Origin of the sequence: Sphingomonas sp. UBA978 (assembly GCF_002292295.1) — a bacterium.
In the GTDB taxonomy this organism is placed as follows: domain Bacteria; phylum Pseudomonadota; class Alphaproteobacteria; order Sphingomonadales; family Sphingomonadaceae; genus Sphingomonas.
The window spans coordinates 119,643-138,541 of sequence record NZ_DBBS01000005.1 but is presented as its reverse complement, the minus strand read 5'-3'; the positions used below and the strand labels follow the sequence as shown (position 1 = coordinate 138,541).

18 protein-coding genes and 1 pseudogene are annotated in these 18,899 nt (G+C 69.6%); all 19 read left to right on the top strand.

The window, feature by feature from the left end:
- Window positions 1–152 precede the first annotated feature (152 nt).
- The 19 genes and pseudogenes from B2515_RS02180 (at window position 153) to ftsA (ending at window position 18,827) form a co-directional block, all read left to right on the top strand.
- The gene (locus B2515_RS02180) at window positions 153–1,121 is read left to right on the top strand and encodes a cysteine synthase A (protein ID WP_293873120.1); all 969 of its coding nucleotides are present in this window, start codon (window positions 153–155) and stop codon (window positions 1,119–1,121) included.
- A gap of 68 nt (window positions 1,122–1,189) precedes the next feature.
- Window positions 1,190–1,462, top strand: coding sequence for a hypothetical protein (locus B2515_RS02175; RefSeq protein ID WP_414711353.1), 273 nt, complete (start codon window positions 1,190–1,192; stop codon window positions 1,460–1,462).
- A 276-nt stretch (window positions 1,463–1,738) separates the two neighbouring features.
- A pseudogene (locus B2515_RS17330) lies at window positions 1,739–1,795 on the top strand (hypothetical protein); the annotation flags it as partial.
- Window positions 1,796–1,829: 34 nt separating this feature from the next.
- On the top strand, window positions 1,830–2,264 hold the full coding sequence (locus tag B2515_RS02170) for a division/cell wall cluster transcriptional repressor MraZ (protein ID WP_366001902.1): 435 nt from the start codon (window positions 1,830–1,832) through the stop codon (window positions 2,262–2,264).
- Window positions 2,265–2,296: 32 nt separating this feature from the next.
- Complete coding sequence (gene rsmH, locus B2515_RS02165; protein WP_293873511.1) at window positions 2,297–3,250, top strand: 16S rRNA (cytosine(1402)-N(4))-methyltransferase RsmH; 954 nt, start codon at window positions 2,297–2,299, stop codon at window positions 3,248–3,250.
- Window positions 3,247–3,876 (top strand): hypothetical protein, encoded by a 630-nt coding sequence (locus B2515_RS02160; protein WP_293873114.1) that lies wholly within the window; start codon window positions 3,247–3,249, stop codon window positions 3,874–3,876. The genes rsmH and B2515_RS02160 overlap by 4 nt, the downstream gene beginning before the upstream one ends.
- Complete coding sequence (locus tag B2515_RS02155) at window positions 3,873–5,588, top strand: peptidoglycan D,D-transpeptidase FtsI family protein (RefSeq protein ID WP_293873113.1); 1,716 nt, start codon at window positions 3,873–3,875, stop codon at window positions 5,586–5,588. The genes B2515_RS02160 and B2515_RS02155 overlap by 4 nt, the downstream gene beginning before the upstream one ends.
- Window positions 5,589–5,598: 10 nt before the next feature.
- Window positions 5,599–7,014, top strand: a complete 1,416-nt coding sequence (locus B2515_RS02150; protein WP_293873111.1) for a UDP-N-acetylmuramoyl-L-alanyl-D-glutamate--2,6-diaminopimelate ligase — start codon at window positions 5,599–5,601, stop codon at window positions 7,012–7,014.
- Window positions 7,011–8,432 (top strand): UDP-N-acetylmuramoyl-tripeptide--D-alanyl-D-alanine ligase, encoded by a 1,422-nt coding sequence (locus B2515_RS02145; RefSeq protein ID WP_293873109.1) that lies wholly within the window; start codon window positions 7,011–7,013, stop codon window positions 8,430–8,432. Before B2515_RS02150 ends, B2515_RS02145 begins: the two co-directional genes overlap by 4 nt.
- Entirely contained in the window at window positions 8,433–9,503 is a 1,071-nt protein-coding gene (mraY, locus tag B2515_RS02140) for a phospho-N-acetylmuramoyl-pentapeptide-transferase (RefSeq protein WP_293873107.1), read from the top strand.
- Window positions 9,500–10,795 (top strand): UDP-N-acetylmuramoyl-L-alanine--D-glutamate ligase, encoded by a 1,296-nt coding sequence (murD, locus tag B2515_RS02135; protein ID WP_293873105.1) that lies wholly within the window; start codon window positions 9,500–9,502, stop codon window positions 10,793–10,795. The genes mraY and murD overlap by 4 nt, the downstream gene beginning before the upstream one ends.
- Window positions 10,792–12,027 (top strand): FtsW/RodA/SpoVE family cell cycle protein, encoded by a 1,236-nt coding sequence (locus tag B2515_RS02130; RefSeq protein ID WP_293873103.1) that lies wholly within the window; start codon window positions 10,792–10,794, stop codon window positions 12,025–12,027. Before murD ends, B2515_RS02130 begins: the two co-directional genes overlap by 4 nt.
- On the top strand, window positions 12,012–13,181 hold the full coding sequence (gene murG / locus B2515_RS02125) for an undecaprenyldiphospho-muramoylpentapeptide beta-N-acetylglucosaminyltransferase (protein WP_293873101.1): 1,170 nt from the start codon (window positions 12,012–12,014) through the stop codon (window positions 13,179–13,181). The genes B2515_RS02130 and murG overlap by 16 nt, the downstream gene beginning before the upstream one ends.
- Entirely contained in the window at window positions 13,181–14,596 is a 1,416-nt protein-coding gene (murC, locus tag B2515_RS02120) for a UDP-N-acetylmuramate--L-alanine ligase (protein WP_293873510.1), read from the top strand. The genes murG and murC overlap by 1 nt, the downstream gene beginning before the upstream one ends.
- Window positions 14,593–14,793 (top strand): hypothetical protein, encoded by a 201-nt coding sequence (locus tag B2515_RS02115; RefSeq protein ID WP_293873098.1) that lies wholly within the window; start codon window positions 14,593–14,595, stop codon window positions 14,791–14,793. Before murC ends, B2515_RS02115 begins: the two co-directional genes overlap by 4 nt.
- Entirely contained in the window at window positions 14,790–15,695 is a 906-nt protein-coding gene (gene murB, locus B2515_RS02110; protein WP_414711352.1) for a UDP-N-acetylmuramate dehydrogenase, read from the top strand. The genes B2515_RS02115 and murB overlap by 4 nt, the downstream gene beginning before the upstream one ends.
- The gene (locus tag B2515_RS02105; protein WP_293873094.1) at window positions 15,692–16,633 is read left to right on the top strand and encodes a D-alanine--D-alanine ligase; all 942 of its coding nucleotides are present in this window, start codon (window positions 15,692–15,694) and stop codon (window positions 16,631–16,633) included. Before murB ends, B2515_RS02105 begins: the two co-directional genes overlap by 4 nt.
- A complete protein-coding gene (locus B2515_RS02100) occupies window positions 16,630–17,565 on the top strand; it encodes a cell division protein FtsQ/DivIB (RefSeq protein ID WP_293873092.1) in 936 nt (311 codons plus the stop codon). Before B2515_RS02105 ends, B2515_RS02100 begins: the two co-directional genes overlap by 4 nt.
- Window positions 17,565–18,827, top strand: a complete 1,263-nt coding sequence (gene ftsA, locus B2515_RS02095) for a cell division protein FtsA (protein ID WP_293873090.1) — start codon at window positions 17,565–17,567, stop codon at window positions 18,825–18,827. Before B2515_RS02100 ends, ftsA begins: the two co-directional genes overlap by 1 nt.
- The last annotated feature ends 72 nt before the right edge of the window (window positions 18,828–18,899 follow it).

Genomic DNA, 18,899 nt, shown 5'->3' with positions numbered 1-18,899 from the left:
GAGACGTTCGCGCATGCAGCACGGAGCGTCAAGGCGAATGGCCGATCTATGTGAGACTGCGTCGCAAAATGCGGTGAACGGGAGCGGAAACTTTGCCGGGGTGAAGCGCGGCTTTGCTTGCCGCTGGCGACGACGCACGCCATCTAGCGCAGATGCATACGACCCCCGACACGCTCGCCCTGATCGGCAACACCCCCCTCGTCCGGTTGAAGGGGCCGAGCGAGGCGACCGGCTGCGACATCTTCGGCAAGTGCGAATTCGCCAATCCGGGCGCGTCGGTGAAGGATCGCGCGGCGTTGTCGATCGTCGAGGATGCGGAGGCGCGCGGCGTGCTCCACCCCGGCGGCACGATCGTCGAGGGGACGGCGGGCAACACGGGGATCGGCCTGGCGCTGGTCGCCAATGCCAAGGGCTATCGCACGATCATCGTCATGCCCGAGACGCAGAGCCGCGAGAAGATGGACACGCTGCGCGCGCTGGGTGCCGAGCTGGTGCTGGTGCCGGCGGCGCCCTATGCCAGCCCGTGCCATTTCGTGCACACCAGCCGCCGCATCGCCGAGGAGCGCGACAATGCGATTTGGGCGAACCAGTTCGACAATGTCGCCAACCGCCGCGCGCATATCGTCGGCACCGCGGAGGAGATCTGGCAGCAGATGGACGGGCGGATCCATGGCTTCACCTGCGCGGCGGGGACCGGCGGCACGATCGCGGGCGTCGGCCTGGGGCTGAAGGCCAAGGACGACAGCGTTTGCATCGCGCTGAGCGATCCGCATGGTGCGGCGCTGTACGAATATTATGCGCACGGCGAATTGCGGTCGGAAGGATCGTCGGTGGCCGAGGGGATCGGGCAGGGGCGGATCACCGCCAATCTGGAGGGCGCGCCGATCGACACGCAATTCCGCATCTCCGATCAGGAGGGCTATTATTGGGTGCGCCGCCTGCTCGACGAGGAGGGGCTGTGCCTCGGCCTGTCGTCGGGGATCAACGTCGCCGGCGCGGTGCAGCTGGCCCGCCATCTGGGGCCGGGCAGGCGCATCGCGACGATCCTGTGCGACACCGGATTCCGCTACCTGTCCTCGCTCTACGACCCGGAATGGCGGGCGGCCAAGGGCTTGTCCTGAGTCGCGGCCATGCCGTCATTCGACAAACGGGTGACGAAGCGTTACAGCCGTGCGGCAAGATGAGAGCCGTGCGAGACACTCACCAGACGATGCAGCGGATCAAGGTCGGCGTGATCGGCCTTGTCGCCGTCGTGCTGCTGATCGCGGTCGCGAGCGCGATCCTGGGATCGGCAACGCGCGAGCGGCCGATCGCGATCGCCGGTTCGGCGCAGGCCGACGTCGTCGCCAATATCGCGATGACCAATGCCAGCGTCGCCGCCGCCGCGGCGGACGGGTCGGGCGAACCGCTCGCCGAACTCGGCGTCGCGCCCTCCACCAGCAACGTTCAGGCCGCAAAATGATCGGTCGCCGGGGAAATCCGGGGATCGCGCCGTTCGGCTGCCCCGAATCCGTGCGTTGCCGGGGTTTCGGGGGGTGCGATCCGGTATCGCGGCGAGTCCAGTCGCCGCCGGGATAGCCCTCGTCCGGGCGCGTTTTCCCCGACCATCCCCAAAAATCCCGTTGCTTCCCCGATGGGCTGTTGATACCAACGGCTAACAACGGGGCAGGCATCACCGATTTGCGTTTTCGCAAGGCGTCGAGGGGCAGCGACAGGCTGCTTTTCGAAGCGGTGAGCCGTGCGCGTCAGGGTGCGAGACGGGCGTGTCGGAAAGGGGCGATTATCAGGGCAGTGGACTTGCTCTTGTCGACGACAAGGGCCGTGTCGCCATCCCCAATGCGCTCCGCCACACGCTCGCGGAGAATGCGCCCCGCGCCGACGGCAAGGACGGCGGCACCGTCATCATCGCCGCTCATGAGGATCAGCCCTGCCTTATCGCCTATGATCCCGCCTATATCGCCGAACTGAAGCGCGAACTGAACGAACGGGTCGCGCTGTCGCGCGGGCCTGACGGCAAGGTCGACCATAATATCAAGCGCGGCGGCGCCAATGGCGAAGCGGTGCCGTTCGACGGTTCCGGTCGGTTCATCATGCCCGGCTTCCCGCGCTTCTACGCCAATATCGGCGCGCACGCCTTCTTCTGGGGGACGCTCGACTATATCGAGATCTGGGACCCGAAGACGCTGCTCGAAACGCCCGGCATCGCGCCGCAGATGGTCGCCGCCTGCCGCTATTATTGCCAGGATAAGGGGATCGCCCTGTGACCGGCCCCGTGACCGGCCCCGTGACTGGCCCCGTGACGGCGGAAGCCCCCCACGTCCCCGTGCTGCTCGACGAGGTGATCGCCGCGCTCGCCCCCGCCCCGGGCGAAACGATGGTCGACGCGACCTTCGGCGCCGGCGGCTATACCCGCGCGATCCTCGCCACCGGGGCGCAGGTCGTCGCCTTCGATCGCGACCCCGATGCGATCGCGGCCGGCCGTGCGGCGAACATCCCCGGCCTGACGCTGGTCCACAGCGACTTTTCCGCGCTGGAGGCGGCACTGGACGGGCCGGTCGACGGGCTGACGATGGACATCGGCGTATCGTCGATGCAGCTCGACCAGGCCGAGCGCGGCTTCTCGTTCCAGTCCGACGGCCCGCTCGACATGCGGATGGCGCAGGAGGGGCCGAGCGCGGCGGACTTCCTCAACACCGCCGAGGAAGAAACGATCGCCAACGTCCTCTATCACTATGGCGACGAGCCCAAGTCGCGCCGCGTCGCGCGTGCGATCGTCGCCGCGCGGCCGCTCACCCGCACCGGCGAGCTGGCGCATGTCGTCCGCAAGGCGCTGGGCCATCGCCCGCACGACAAGAAGGACCCGGCGACGCGGACCTTCCAGGCGATTCGCATCCATGTGAATCGCGAGCTGGGCGAGCTGGTCGACGGCCTCGCCGCGGCCGAGCGCGCTCTGAAGCCGGGTGGCCGCCTTGCGGTGGTCACCTTCCACAGTCTCGAGGACCGGCTGGTCAAGCGCTTCCTGCGCGACCGGTCGGGCAACACGCCCGGTGGATCGCGGCACCTGCCGCAGGCGAGCGTGGCGGTGGCGCCGAGTTTCGAGGCGGTCGGCCGGGCGGTGCGCGCGGGCGGGGCGGAGGTGGCGCGCAACCCGCGCGCCCGATCGGCGACCTTGCGGACGGCGCGGCGGACGGCGGCGCCCGCCTGGGGGCAATCCGGGGACAACAACGACTTGGCGGAGGTGATCGTATGACGGCGGCGTATCGGTTCAAGGGGATCGGGTGGTTCGGTGGCTGCGTCGCCATCGTCCTCGGTTTCTACCTGGTCTCGCTGCAGGTCGCTGCCGAGCGCAAGAAGCTGGAGGGCATGGATCGCAGGATCGACGCCGCCGAGCGCGACATCCGCGCGCTCGAGACGGAGTTCGAGACGCGCGCCAACCTCGCCCAGCTCGAAAAGTGGAACGGCGAGACGCTGGCGCTGGCCGCGCCCGTCGCGCACCAGTTCGTCACCGACGAGGCGGCGCTCGCCAGCCTCGACGTGACGCAGATCGGCATGCCTGGCACCCCCGGCATGCAGACCGCCGCGCTCGTCGTTCCCTCGCTGTCCACGGTCAATCCGGTCGCTCCTGCCGCGACGCCGGCCCCCGCCGCCGTGCAGGTCGCCGCGGCGATGCCGACCGCCCGCCGCGCGGTCATCACCGTCGCCACGATCGCCAAGAGCGCGCCGCTGATCGCCAAGCTCGACGAAGCGGCCCGCGCCCGGGCGGCGGTCGCCAAGGTCCGGCCGCAGGCGGTGGCGATGCTCGACAAGAAGCTGCTGTCCGACACCACGCTCGGCGATATCCTCAGCAGCGCGCGTGCGGAGGCCCGCAAACGTTGACCGTCATCGTCGCCCGCCCGGTGCCGCAGCGGCGTAACGCCAGCCAGCGCCATGCGCTGGTGGCGACGTCGCATATGCGGTTGATGATGCTGCTGATGCTGTTCGCGGCGGCGGTGACGCTGGTGGTCGGGCGGCTGGCGATGCTCGGCGCGCTGTCGGGGCGCGATGCGGAGGCGCGGGTGGCGGCCCTGGCGGCGCGCGGCGACATCGTCGATCGCAACGGCGCGCCGCTGGCGCGGACGATCGACGCCTGGACGATCGCGGTCCACCCCAAGAAGATCATCGGCGACAAGATGGAGATCGCCAGCCGGCTCGCCGCGTTGATGCCCGATCGCGGCGATCAGGCGTGGTTCTATGGCCAGCTGAGCCGCAACGTCAGCTTCGTCTACCTGCAGCGCCGCGCCAGCCCGGCGCTGGTCGAGCAGGTCAATGCGATCGGCGAGCCGGCCTTGGTCTTCGCGCGCGAGACGCAGCGACTCTATCCGCAATCGACGATGGCGAGCCACGCGCTCGGCTTCCTCTCCACCGACGGCCACGGCATGAGCGGGATGGAGCGGGTGCTCGACGAACGCCTGCTCGACCCGACCAAGGCGGGGCAGCCGGTGGCGCTGTCGCTCGACACGCGCGTGCAGGCGGCGCTGGAGAGCGAGCTCGGCCGCGCCATGGGGACCTTCTCCGCGCGCGGGGCGGGCGGTATCGTGCTCGACGTGCACACCGGCGAAGTGATCGCGATGGTGTCGCTGCCGACGTTCAACCCCAATCGCGTCGGCATGGCGGGCAGCGAGGAACTGCGCAACATCACCACGCAGAGCGTGTTCGAGCTGGGATCGACGTTCAAGCCGATCACGATGGCGACGGCGATGGACACCGGCGTGGTGACGTCGTTCGCGCGCCGGTTCGACGCGACGCACCCCCTGAAGGTCGGCGGCTACACCATCCACGACGAGCGCGGCGACCCCAAGCGCTGGCTCAACATGGCGGAAACGCTGATCTATTCGTCCAATATCGCGACCGCGCGGGTCGCCGACGAGGTCGGGCCGCAGCGGATGCAGGCGATGTTCCGCAAGCTCGGCTTCGACACCAAGCCCGATATCGAATTGCGCGAGAAGGGGCGTCCGCTGCTGCCGACCTATTGGGCGCGCACGACGACGATGACCACCGCCTATGGCCATGGCATCGCGGTGACGCCGCTGCACCTCGCCAGCGCCTATGCCGCGCTGGTCAATGGCGGCGTGTGGCGTCCGGCGACGCTGCTCAAGGTCGCGCCGGGCCATGCGCCGGTCGGCCGCCGCGTCATCAGCGAACAGACCAGCGCGCGGATGCGCCAGATGCTGCGCCTGATCGTGCTGCGCGGCACCGGTCGCAAGGGCGAAGCACCGGGCTATCGCGTCGGCGGCAAGACGGGTACGGCGGAGGCTGCAGTCGCGGGCGGGTACGACCGGTCGCGCAACGTGGCGACGTTCGCCGCGGCCTTCCCGATGGACGAGCCGCGCTACGTCGTATTGGCGATGCTCGATTCGCCGCTGGGAACGAAGGAGACCTTCGGGTGGAAAACCGCTGCCTGGAACGCCGCGCCGGTCGTCGGCCGCACGATCAGTCGCGTCGGTGCGATGCTGGGCGTCGTCCCCGATGCGACGCGCGATATCGACGTGTCGGATATCGTGCCGACACTGTGGCAGGACCCCAGCCGCGTTCAGCCGACCGGCCAGTGAGCGCGCGCGCATGAGGCTGGCGACGTTGACCGGCGGCCAGGACGAGGCGGTCGTCACCGGCTTCGCGATCGATCACCGCAAGGTCGCCCCCGGCACCGTCTTCGGCGCGTTCCAGGGCGTGCGGGTGAACGGCGAGGATTATATCGCCGAGGCGGTGCGATCCGGCGCGGTCGCGGTGGTGACGCGGCCGGGCGTCGCGGTCGCGGGCGCGGTGGCGATCCATGCCGAAAACCCGCGCGAACGCTTCGCGCAGCTTGCCGCGCACTTCTTCGCGCCGTTCCCGGCGGTCGCGGTGGCGGTGACCGGCACCAACGGCAAGACCTCCACGGTCGAGATGACGCGGCAATTGTGGCGGATGGCGGGGCAGCATGCCGCCTCGATCGGCACGCTGGGCGTCACCACCGCGGACGAGCGGGTGACGACCGGGCTGACGACGCCCGACGTCGTCACCTTCCTGTCCAACGTCGCCGGGCTGGCACGCGAGGGCGTGACGCATCTGGCGTTCGAGGCGTCCAGCCACGGGCTGGTGCAATATCGCACCGAGGGGCTGAACGTCGCCGCGGCGGCCTTCACCAACCTGTCGCGCGACCACCTCGACTATCATGGCGACATCGGCGCCTATCTGACCGCCAAGCTGCGGCTGTTCTCCGAGGTGCTGAGCCCGGCGGGCACCGCCGTCGTATGGGCGGACGACGTGCATGCCGGGCGCGTGATCGACCTGGCGCAGGCGCGCGGCAACCGACTGATAACCGTCGGCGAACGCGGCCATACGCTGCGGCTGGTGCAGCGCGATCCGACGCTGCTCGGGCAGGGGCTGACGATCGAGGCCGAGGGGCAGACCCATCAGGTGATGCTGCCGCTGATCGGCGGCTATCAGGCGGCGAACGCGCTGGTCGCGGCCGGGCTGGTGATCGCGACCGGGGGCGACGTCGCGCGGACGGTCGCCGATCTCGCGCGGCTGCAACCGGTGCGCGGGCGGCTGGAGCGTGCGGTCATCACCCGGTCGGGCGCGCCGGTCTATGTCGATTATGCGCACACCCCCGACGCGCTGGAGGCGGCGATCGCGGCGCTGAAACCACATGCCGGCGGCCGGCTCATCGTGGTGTTCGGCGCGGGCGGCGATCGCGACGCGGGCAAGCGCGAGACGATGGGACAGGTCGCGCAGATGCAGGCGGACGTGGCGATCGTCACCGACGACAACCCCCGCACCGAGGACCCCGCCGCGATCCGCGCCGCCATCCTGAAGGGCGCACCCCATGCGCGCGAGATCGGCGACCGGCGCGAGGCGATCGGTCATGCCGTGGAGCAGGCCGGGCCGCAGGACATCGTCCTGATCGCGGGCAAGGGGCATGAGCAGGGCCAGATCGTCGGCGACATGGAATTGCCGTTCGACGACGTGACGGTCGCGCGGGAGTGCGCGGCGTGACCCTCTGGACCGCCGGCGAGATCGCCGCCGCCACCTATGGCGTGGCATCCGCCGACTTCGCCGTCGACGGCGTCGCCTTCGACAGCCGCGAGGTCGGCGCCAACGACCTGTTCGTCGCGCTGACCGGCGAGAGCACCGACGGCCACCGGTTCGTCGACCAGGCGTTCGCGCAGGGCGCGACGGGCGCGATCGTCTCGGCCGATACCGCGCATCCGGGCGTGCGCGTCGCCGACACCTTCGCCGCGCTGGGCGACCTCGGCCGTGCCGCCCGCGCACGCATGACGGGGACGGTGATCGGCGTCACCGGCTCGGTCGGCAAGACCAGTGCCAAGGAGGCGCTGTTCGCCGCGCTCGACCGCTCGCTGCCCGGCGCGGTGCACCGCTCGGTCAAGAGCTACAACAACCACACCGGCGTGCCGCTCAGCCTCGCCCGCATGCCGCGCGACACGAAGGTCGGCGTGTTCGAGATGGGCATGAACCATGCCGGCGAACTCAGCGCGCTGACGCAGCTGGTCCGCCCGCATATCGCCATCGTCACCGCCATCGCGCCCGCGCACACCGCCTTCTTCGCCGACGAAAGCGCGATCGCCGACGCCAAGGGCGAGATCTTCCGCGGGCTGGAGCCGGGCGGCGTCGCGATCGTGCCCTATGACAGCCCGCACCGCGACCGCCTGATCGCCGCCGCCGCGCCTTCTGCCGCCCGCACGGTGACCTTCGGCCTCGACAAGGGTGCCGACGTGCGCGCGATCGAGGCGATGCGGCTGCCGTCGGGCGGATCGTTCGTCACCGCGAAGCTGGGGAATCGGGAGCTGTCGTTCACGCTGTCGCAGCCGGGGATGCATTGGGTGTCCAACGCGCTCGCCGTCCTCGCCGCGGTCGATGCGGCGGGCGCGGACCTCGCCCGTGCCGGCCTCGCGCTCGCCGAGATGGGCGGGCTGGCCGGGCGCGGCGCGCGCTTCCTCGCCCCAGCGGCGGGCGGCGACATGCTGGTGATCGACGAAAGCTACAACGCCAATCCCGCCTCGATGCGCGCGACGCTGGCGGTGCTCGCCGAGGAGCCGGGGCGGCATATCGCCCTGCTCGGCGAGATGCGCGAGCTGGGCGACGCCTCCGCCGACTATCACGCCGATCTCGCCGGGCCGATCCTTGCTGCGCGCGTCGAAACGGCGCTGCTGGTCGGCGAAGCGATGACGCCGCTGGCGCAGGCCCTTGAGGGGCGGGTCGAAGTCATGCATGTGGCCGATGCTGCGACTGCGCTCGGCCGTCTGAAGGATCTGGCTCGCGCCGGCGATGCATTGCTCGTCAAGGGGTCCAACGGGGTCGGGTTGTCGCGGGTGGTCGCGGGGCTCGCCAGTGCGGGCGCGTCGCGATCGCGCGACGGTGAGCACGATCGGGGATCGCAGGGGGGCGGAACGTAAATGCTGTACTGGATCGCCGAGCACCTGGGCTTCACCGGGCTGCTGAACCTCATCCGCTACCAGTCCTTCCGGACGGGCGCGGCGGTGGCGACGGCGCTGCTGATCGGCCTCATCATCGGGCCGCGCTTCATCGGCTGGCTACGCGTGCGGCAGGGCAAGGGGCAGCCGATCCGCGCCGACGGGCCGCAGACGCACCTCGCCAAGCGCGGCACGCCGACGATGGGCGGGCTGATGATCCTCACCGCCATGTCGCTGGCGATCCTGATCTGGATGGACCTGTCCAACCCCTACGTCTGGTCGTGCCTGTTCGTGACGCTGGGGTTCGGCGCGATCGGTTTCCTCGACGATTACGACAAGGTGCGCAAGGCGAGCACCGCGGGCGTCTCCGGGCGCACCCGGCTGCTGCTGGAATTCGCCATCGCCGGCATCGCGTCGTGGATCATCATGGGGCAGAACGGGCCGCATCTGTACCTGCCGTTCACCGATCGCATGTACCTCGACCTCGGCTATTTCTTCCCGCTGTTCGCGGCGTTCACGATCGTCGCCTTCGGCAATGCGGTGAACCTGACCGACGGGCTTGACGGGCTCGCGACGATGCCGGTCATCATCGCCAGCGTCGCCTTCATGCTGATCGTCTACCTCGCCGGCAACGTGAAGTTCGCGACCTATCTCGGCATCCCGCACGTCCCCGGCGCGGGCGAGCTCGCCATCTTCTGCGGCGCGGTGATCGGGGCGGGCCTCGCCTTCCTGTGGTTCAACGCGCCGCCGGCCGCGGTGTTCATGGGCGACACCGGCAGCCTCGCGCTGGGCGGCGCGCTCGGCACGATCGCCGTCGTCGCGCATCACGAGATCGTGCTCGGCATCGTCGGCGGCCTGTTCGTCGCGGAGGCGCTGTCGGTCATCATCCAGGTGTTCTTCTACAAGCGGACGGGCAGGCGCGTGTTCCGCATGGCGCCGATCCACCACCATTTCGAGCAGCTGGGCTGGAGCGAGCCGACCGTCGTCATCCGCTTCTGGATCATCAGCCTCGTGCTGGCGCTCGCCGGCCTGTCGACGTTGAAGTTGCGGTGATCGTCTCGAAAGCCTTCGTGGGGCAGCGTTATGCGGTGCTCGGGCTGGCCCGATCCGGCCTCGCGACGGTGCGTGCGCTGGCGAAGAGCGGCGCGCACGTCGTCGCCTGGGACAGCGACCCCGCCGCGCGCGACCGGGCGGCCGAGGTCAACGGCGTCATCGTCCACGACATCGCCAAACTGAACCTGGAGGGCGCGGCCGGGCTCGTCGTGTCGCCGGGGGTGCCGCTCAACACGCATCCTCTGGTCGCGCGCGCGCGGGACGCGAACGTGCCGATCATCGGCGATATCGAACTGTTCGCGCAGGCGCGGGCCGAACTGCCCGCGCACAGGGTGGTGGGCATCACCGGGACCAACGGCAAGTCGACCACGACGGCGCTGGTTCACCACATCCTTCAGACCGCGGGCGTGCCGGTTCTGATGGGCGGCAACATCGGCTTGCCGATCCTCGAACAGGCGCCGTTGCCCGAAGGCGGCGTCTATGTGCTCGAACTGTCGAGCTACCAGATCGACCTGACGCAGAGCCTCGATTGCGACGTCGCGGTGCTGCTCAACATCACGCCGGACCATCTCGACCGCTACGACGGGTTCGAAGGCTATGCGGCGTCGAAGGCGTGGCTGTTCGCGATGCAGTCGCCCGCCCATGACGCGGTGATCGGCATCGGCGATGCGGCGTCGGCGCAGATCGCACGCGGCCTGTCGGCGCGGGGCGAGCATCTGACCAAGATCGCGCCGGGCGTGTGCATGGACCAGAGCCGCTGGCCGGCGCTGCAGGGGCCGCACAATGCGCAGAACGCGCTCGCCGCGATCGCGGTCGCCAAGGCGCTGGGCGTGGCGGAGGCCGACATCGACCGCGGCCTCGCGACCTATGCCGGCCTGCCGCATCGCATGCAGACAGTCGCCGTCCGCGATGGCGTGACCTTCGTCGACGACAGCAAGGCGACCAATCCCGAAAGCACCGCGCCGGCGCTCGGCGCATTCGGGCGCATCCACTGGATCGTCGGCGGCAAGCGCAAGGGCGACGACCTCGACGCTTGCGCCCCCTATTTCGGGTCCGTCGTCGCGGCCTATACGATCGGCGAGGCGGGGCCGCTGTTCCGCGACCTGCTGACCGGCCGGGTGCCGGCGGTCGCGCTGTCGGGCGACCTTGCCACCGCGGTCGCGCAGGCGGCGGCGGCGGCGCAGCCCGGAGACGTGGTGTTGTTGTCGCCGGCCTGTGCTAGCTTCGACCAGTTCCGCGATTACGAGGATCGCGGAGCCGCATTCCGGGCTGCGGTGGAGGCCCTCGCATGAATGGCGCAACCATGGCGGAGCAGCCGACCGGCGATACGCTGATCGCGAAGGTGAAGCGGCGCGGCGGGCGCGGCGACAGCTCGCCGCTCGGGACCTGGTTCTGGGACATCGACCGGATGCTGCTGCTGCTGACGCTGTTCCTGATCGCGATCGGCCTGATCGCGGTGGCGGCGGCGAGCCCGGCGACCGCGGTCCGCTATTCCGGCGAGCATCACAAATTCACCCCACTCTATTATTTCTGGCGCCAGCTGATCTGGGTCGGCGTGTCGCTGCCGGTGCTGTTCGGCGTGTCGATGCTGCCGGTGCCGCTCGCGCGGCGGCTGGCGCTGCTCGGCGCCGCGGTGCTGATCGTCTGCCTTGCGCTGACGCCCTTCGTCGGCAACAGCATCAACGGCGCCCGGCGCTGGATCGGCTATGGCTTCGCCTCGTTCCAGCCGTCGGAGTTCCTCAAGCCGTTGTTCATCGTCACGGTGGCGTGGCTGCTGTCGCTGAAGGCGAAGGACCCGGAACTGCCGACGGTGCTCATCACCGGCACGATGACCGGGGTGATCGCGGTGCTGCTGATGCTGCAGCCGGACTTCGGTCAGACGGTGATCTTCTGCACCGTCTGGCTGGCGCTGCTGATGATCGCGGGGACGCCGATGCGCATCCTCGGCGCGATCGTCGCGATGGTGCCGGTCGGGCTGGTCGCGGCGTACATGTTCTATAGCACCGCCCGCAACCGCATCGACGCCTTCCTGTTCCCCGGTGTCGAGGGGGAGGGGGCGAGCGATCACTTCCAGACCAATGCGGCACACGCTACGATCACCAGCGGCGGCTGGACCGGCACCGGCCCCGGCGGCGGCACTGCCAAGTTCGGCCTGCCCGAGGCGCATACCGATTACATCTATTCGGTGATCGGCGAGGAATTCGGCCTGATCGCCTGCGCGATCATCGCGCTCGTCTTCCTCGCCATCGTCGTGCGGGTGTTCGTCAAGCTGCTCGACGAACAGGATGAGTTCAAGCTGCTCGCCGCATCCGGGCTGGCGGTGCAGTTCGGGGCGCAGGCGCTGGTGTCGATGGCGGTCAACACCGGCCTCGCGCCGTCGAAGGGCATGACGCTGCCGTTCATCAGCTATGGCGGGTCGTCGATGATCGCCCTGTCGGTCGGTATGGGCTTGCTGCTGGCGTTCACCCGGCGCAACCCGTTCCTGACGCGCAGTCCGTATGTAGTCAGATGGGGTTCGAATTGAGCAAGCATTACGTCCTCGCCGCCGGCGGTACGGGCGGACATATGGTGCCCGCGGCGGCGCTGGCGGAGGAACTGACCCGGCGCGGCCATCGCGTCGCACTGGTCAGCGACGCGCGCGGGGTGCGCTTTCCGGGATTGTTCGAGGGTATCCAGACGCACGTTCTGCCCGCAGGGCGCTTTCAGGTGAAGAAGCCGCTCGGCTGGCCGTCGGCGGTGCGCGAGATGGTGCGCGGCCGCGCGATGGCGCGCGAATTGTACCGCACGTTCAAGCCCGCCGCGGTGATCGGCTTCGGCGGCTATCCCGCGATGCCGGCGCTGCTGGCGGCGTTCGCCGACAATATCCCGACCGCGGTGCACGAACAGAATGCGGTGCTCGGCCGCGTCAACCGGCTGGTCGCCGGCCGCGTCGGCGCGATCGCCACCTCGTACAAGGCGACCGAGCGGCTGGCGGCGAAGCTGGCGGACAAGGTCCATCTCGTCGGCAATCCGGTCCGCGAGGCGGTGCTGGCATTGCGCAGCAAGCCCTATCCCCTGCTGGAGGAGGACGGCATCTTCCGCGTCCTCGTCACCGGCGGCAGCCAGGGCGCGAGCATCCTCAGTCAGGTCGTGCCGGATGGCCTGGCGATGCTGCCGGTCACCTTCCGCCGCCGGTTGCAGGTGACGCATCAGGCGCGGATCGAGGATATCGACGCGGTGCGGGCGAAATATGCCGAGCATCAGATTCCGGCCGAACTCGCGACCTATCTGCCCGACATGCCCGAGCAGCTGGCCTGGGCGCATCTGGTGATCGCGCGCGCCGGCGCCTCGACCATCGCGGAGCTGACCGCGGCGGGTCGTCCCGCGATCCTCGTGCCGCTGCCCGGCGCGACCGACGATCACCAGACCGTCAACGCGCGCGAGATCACCCGGGCGGGCGGCGCGCGCACGATCCCGCAGCCCGAATTCACCGCCGTGGAGCTGGCCAAGCAGATGCAGAAACTGGGCCTCGACCCCGCCGCGCTGGAAAATGCCGCGACCCGCGCAAAGAGCGTCGGCCGGCCGAATGCGGTCAGCGACCTCGCCGACCTGGTCGAGAGCCTGGATGCGCCGCTGTCGCGCCTGCCGGTGGGCAAGCCGACCCGGCCGAAGGCTGCGCTGGCAGGAGCGGGCGCATGATCCGCGGCGTGCAGACCGACATCGGGCCGATCCATTTCGTCGGGATCGGCGGCATCGGCATGTCGGGCATCGCCGAGGTGATGAAGAACCTCGGCTATACCGTGCAGGGCTCCGACGTCGCCGAGGGCTATGTCGTGCAGGGGTTGCGCGACAAGGGTATCGCCGTGTCGATCGGCCACGCCGCGGACAATGTCGCGGACGCCGCGGTGGTCGTCGTCTCGACCGCGATCACCCGTTCGAACCCCGAGGTCGAGGCCGCGCTGGAACGCCGCATCCCGGTGGTGCGCCGCGCGGAGATGCTCGCCGAGCTGATGCGGCTGAAATCGACCGTCGCGGTCGCGGGTACGCACGGCAAGACGACGACGACGTCGATGGTCGCGGCGCTGCTCGATGCGGGCGGGGTCGATCCGACCGTCATCAACGGCGGCATCATCAACAGCTACGGATCGAACGCGCGACTGGGCGCGAGCGACTGGATGGTGGTGGAGGCGGACGAGAGCGACGGCAGCTTCCTGCGGCTCGACGGCACGATCGCGGTGGTCACCAACATCGATCCCGAACACCTCGACCATTATGGCAGCTTCGATGCGGTGAAGGACGCCTTCGTCGAATTCGTCGAGAACGTGCCCTTCTATGGCGCGGCGTTGCTGTGCCTCGACCATGCCGAGGTGCAGAACATCCTGCCGCGGGTGCGCGACCGCCGCGTCGTCACCTACGGCTTCTCCGCGCAGGCGGACGTGCGCGGCGTCAACGTGACGCCGGTGCCGGGCGGCAACCGCTTCGAATGCATCGTGCGGACGCGCGACGGCGCGACGCGGTCGATCGAGAATATCGAACTGCCGATGCCGGGCCGCCACAACGTCCAGAACGCGCTCGCCGCGATCGGCGTGGCGCTGGAACTCGGCATTCCCGACGCGACGATCCAGCAGGGCTTTTCGGCGTTCGGCGGGGTCAAGCGCCGCTTCACCAACGTCGGCGAGGTGCCGGTCGAGGGCGGGGCGGTGACGATCATCGACGATTACGGCCATCACCCGGTCGAGATCCGCGCGGTGCTCGCCGCCGCGCGCGAAGGCGCGGAGGGGCGCGTGATCGCGGTCGTGCAGCCGCATCGCTTCTCGCGGCTCGGCAATCTGATGGAGGACTTCCAGACCGCGTTCAACGACGCCGACCGCGTGCTGGTGACGCCGGTCTATGCCGCGGGCGAAGTTCCGATCGAGGGCGTTGATGCGCAGGCGCTGGTCGACGGGCTGAAGCGGCGCGGGCATCGTTCCGCGGCGACGGTCGCCGATGCGGACGGGCTCGCCGACGAACTGGCGGCGACGGTGCAGCCGAACGACATGATCGTCTGCCTGGGGGCAGGCGACATCACCAGATGGGCCGCGGGACTGGCGAGCGCGATCGGAGAACGGCGATGAACGACTGGTTCGATGCAAGCCTGAAGCTGCAGAAGCAGATGCTCGACGCGCAGCGCCAGTCGCTGGAGGCCGGCGGCCATGCGGTGAGCGCGGGTGAGGCCATGGTGCAGGCGCAGGAGGCGACGCGCAAGGCGGCCGAGGCGAATCTGGCGGCGTTTCAGGCGTGGACGCGATTGTGGGGCGTCGGGCCTTGGTGAGCGCTGCCGTCCTCGATCTGCTGCCGACGGTACGCGGGCGCCTGACCACGGGGGCCGCGCTGGCGCCGCTGGTCTGGTTCAAGTCGGGCGGGGCGGCGCAATGGCTGTTCGAGCCGAAGGATGCCGACGATCTGGCCGCGTTCCTACGCGATCTCGACCCCGCCGTGCCGGTGATGGCGCTGGGGCTGGGATCAAACATGATTGTCCGCGACGGCGGCGTGCCGGGCGTCGTGGTCCGGCTCGGCAAGGCGTTCGCGCAGGTCGAGCGGCTGGACGCCGTCACGCTGCGCTGCGGCGGTGGTGCGAGCGGTATCCTCGTCTCCTCCACCGCGCGCGATGGGGGAATCGGCGGGGTCGAATTCCTGCGCTCGATCCCCGGGACGGTCGGCGGCTTCGTGCGGATGAACGGCGGGGCCTATGGCCGCGAGGTCAAGGACGTGCTGGTCGACTGCGACGTCGTGCTGCGGTCGGGCGAGCGGCGGACGCTGGCGCTGGCCGCGCTCGGCTACACCTATCGCCACAGCCTGCTGCCCGAGGGCGCGGTGGTGGTGTCGGCGACGTTCCGCGGGCATCCGGCCGAACCCGTGGCGATCGGCGCCGAGATGGACCGGATCGCCGCCGAGCGCGAGGCGTCGCAGCCGCTGCGGAGCAAAACGGGCGGATCGACCTTCAAGAATCCTGCTGGACACAAGGCGTGGGCGCTGATCGATGCCGCCGGCTGTCGCGGCTTGACCCGAGGCGACGCGCAGGTATCCGAAAAGCATTGTAATTTCCTGCTCAACCTCGGCTCGGCGACGTCCGCGGAGATCGAGGCGCTGGGCGAAGAGGTACGCGAGACGGTGAAGGCGCATTCGGGGGTGACGCTGGAATGGGAAATCCAGCGGGTCGGGGTGACGGCATGAGCGGCCTGCATATCGTCGTGCTGATGGGTGGCTGGTCCGCGGAACGTCCGGTGTCGCTGATGTCGGGCGAGGGCTGCGCCGAGGCGCTCGAATCGCTCGGTCATCGGGTGACGCGCATCGACATGGGGCGCGACGTCGCGGCGCGGCTGGCCGAGGCGCAGCCCGATCTGGTGTTCAACGCGCTGCACGGGTCCCCCGGCGAGGACGGCAGCGTGCAGGGCCTGCTCGACCTGATGGGCATTCCCTATACGCATTCGGGGCTGGCCACGTCGGTGATCGCGATCGACAAGGTGCTGACCAAGCAGGTGCTGGTGCCCGCCGGCATTCCGATGCCGGGCGGTCGCATCGTCCGGTCGGCGGACATTCACGAGCGCGATCCGCTGCAGCGCCCCTATGTGCTCAAGCCGATCAACGAGGGGTCGTCGGTCGGCGTGGCGATCGTCACCGACGACGGCAATTACGGCAACCCGATCGGCCGCGACGTGGCGGGGCCGTGGGCCGAGTTCGACGAGCTGCTCGCCGAACCCTATGTCCGCGGCCGCGAGCTGACGACCGCGGTGCTCGGCGACCGCGCGCTCGGCGTCACCGAGCTGAAGCCGAAGAACGGCTGGTACGATTTCGACGCGAAATACACCGACGGGCTGACCGAACACGTCTGCCCCGCCGACATCCCCGATCGCATCGCCGAGGCGTGCAAGAGCCTCGCGCTCGAGGCGCACCGGCTGCTCGGCTGCAAGGGCGCGTCGCGTTCCGACTTCCGCTGGGACGACGAGCGCGACGTCGACGGCCTTTTCCTGCTGGAGGTGAACACCCAGCCGGGCATGACCCCGCTCAGCCTCGTTCCCGAACAGGCGCGGCATCTGGGGATGAGCTATCCCGAGCTGGTGCAGGCGATCGTCGACGAGGCGCTGGCCGACGCGAAGGCGAAGGCGGGATGAGCCGCACGATCAAGCGCGGGCCGCCGCCCAAGCGGCCGGGCGCGCGGCGCAAGCAGCCGGTGCGCAAGGCCGGCCTGTTCGAACGCGCCATGGCCGCCGTGCCGGTGAGCGAGGACACGGTCCGCAAGGCGGCGACCTGGACGATCACCGGCGCGGGGATCGCCGGCGCGCTCGCGGTGGTGACGTGGATCGGCATCCCCGGCATGATCGGCACCGCGATCGCCGAGGGCGCGGGGCAGGCGGGCTTTCGCGTCGAGCAGATCGAGGTCACCGGCCTCAAGCGGATGGACCGGATGAGCGTCTATGCGGTCGCGCTCGACCAGCAGAGCCGGGCGATGCCGCTCGTCGATCTGGAATCGGTGCGGCAGAAGCTGCTGCGCTACGGCTGGATTGCGGATGCGCACGTCTCGCGCCGGCTGCCCGACACGCTGTTGGTCGATATCGTCGAGCGTACCCCTGCGGCGGTCTGGCAGGACAATGGCCAGCTGACGCTGATCGACAAGGACGGCGTGCTGCTCGAGCCGGTGCGGACCGAGGCGATCCCCGACCTGCCGCTGGTGATCGGCCCGGGCGCGGACCGGCAGGAGGCGGGCTATCAGGCGCTGCTCGCCGCCGCACCGGCCCTGAAGCCGCGGGTGAAGGCGGCGACCTGGATCGGCAACCGGCGCTGGGACCTGACGTTCGACAGCGGCGAGACGCTGGCGCTGCCCGAGGACGGCGCGCCGGGCGCGTTGCTCAGGTTCGCCGAGCTGGACGGCGCGCGGCCATTGCTCGGCCGTGGCTGGATCCGGTTCGACATGCGCGATCCGAGCAAGCTGGTCGCACGCAAACCGGGGGCGAGCATGGCGCATAACGTGCCGGATCCGAGCGAAGTCACGACACCGCCGTCCTCGACCGGGGATGCGGATTCTCAAGCGGGGGCTGAGGGCTGATGGCGAAGGTTGCACCGGAGGGGCTGATTACGGCGCTCGACATCGGGTCGTCGAAGGTGTCGGCGATGATCGCGCAAAAGGGCGACGGCGGCGAATTGATCGTGCTCGGCACCGGCCAGCGCGAGAGCCGCGGGGTCAAGCGCGGCTATATCGCCGACATGGCGGCGACCGAGGCGGCGGTGCGCGAGGCGGTGGAGCAGGCCGAACGGATCGCCGGGATCAACATCGAGAACGTCTGGGTCGGCTTTTCCGCGGGCGGCCTCGTCAGCGACGTCGCCGAGGTCGAATTTGAGCTGGGCGGCCATCGCGTCGAACAGCAGGACATCGACGCCTTGCTCGCGGCGGGGCGCAATTCGATCGATCCGCAGGGGCGGATGGTGCTGCATGCACAGCCGGCGCTCTACACGCTCGACGGGCTGACCGGGGTGAAGAAGCCGCTCGGGCTGCACGCCGACCGGCTGGGCGTGCACATCCATGTCGTCGCCGCGGACGGATCGCCGGTGCGCAATCTCGATTTGTGCGTGCGATCGGCGCATCTGGAGGTGAAGTCGATCATCGCCTCGCCGGTCGCGACCGGGCTCGCCTGCCTGTCCGAGGAGGAGCGCGAGCTGGGCGTGGCGCTGGTCGAGATCGGCGCGGGGATCACCAACGTGTCGCTGTTCGCGGGCGGCATGCTGGTCGGGCTGCATTCGATTCCGCTCGGCGGGCAGGACATCACCGACGATATCGCCAGCGCCTTCGGCACCCGCCGGGCGCAGGCGGAGCGGATGAAATGCTTCCACGGATCGGCGAACGCGTCCCCGCGCGACAATCACGAGATGATCCCGGTGATGCCGATCGCCGCCGAGGACGACGTCCATGGCGGGATGCAGATCACCAAGGCGCAGCTGATCGGCATCGTCCGCCAGCGGCTCGAACATCAGATGGACGAGATCCGCAAGGCGCTGGCGCACCTCAAGTTCGAGGGCCCGGTCGGGCGGCAGGTCGTGCTGACCGGCGGTGGCGCCGAGCTGAAGGGCATCGCCGACTATGCGCAGCAGGCGCTGGGCCGTTCGGTGCGCATCGGCCGGCCGCGCGGGCTGACCGCTCTGCCCGAAGCGCATGGCGGACCGGCGTTCGCCACCTTGGCGGGGCTGGCATTCTATGCTGCGACCGATCCGATCGATCTGCGCGGGGTGGCGCCGCAGCAAACCACCGTTCATCGCCAGAAGGGCATGGGCATGATGCGCAAGCTGATCCAGGCGGCGCGCGCGAATTATTGAGTGTCCGCGACGACTCGTCTCCGTTTTCTGTGGAACGTTGCGAGTCGTTGAGGCAAAAGGTTAATCAAGGTC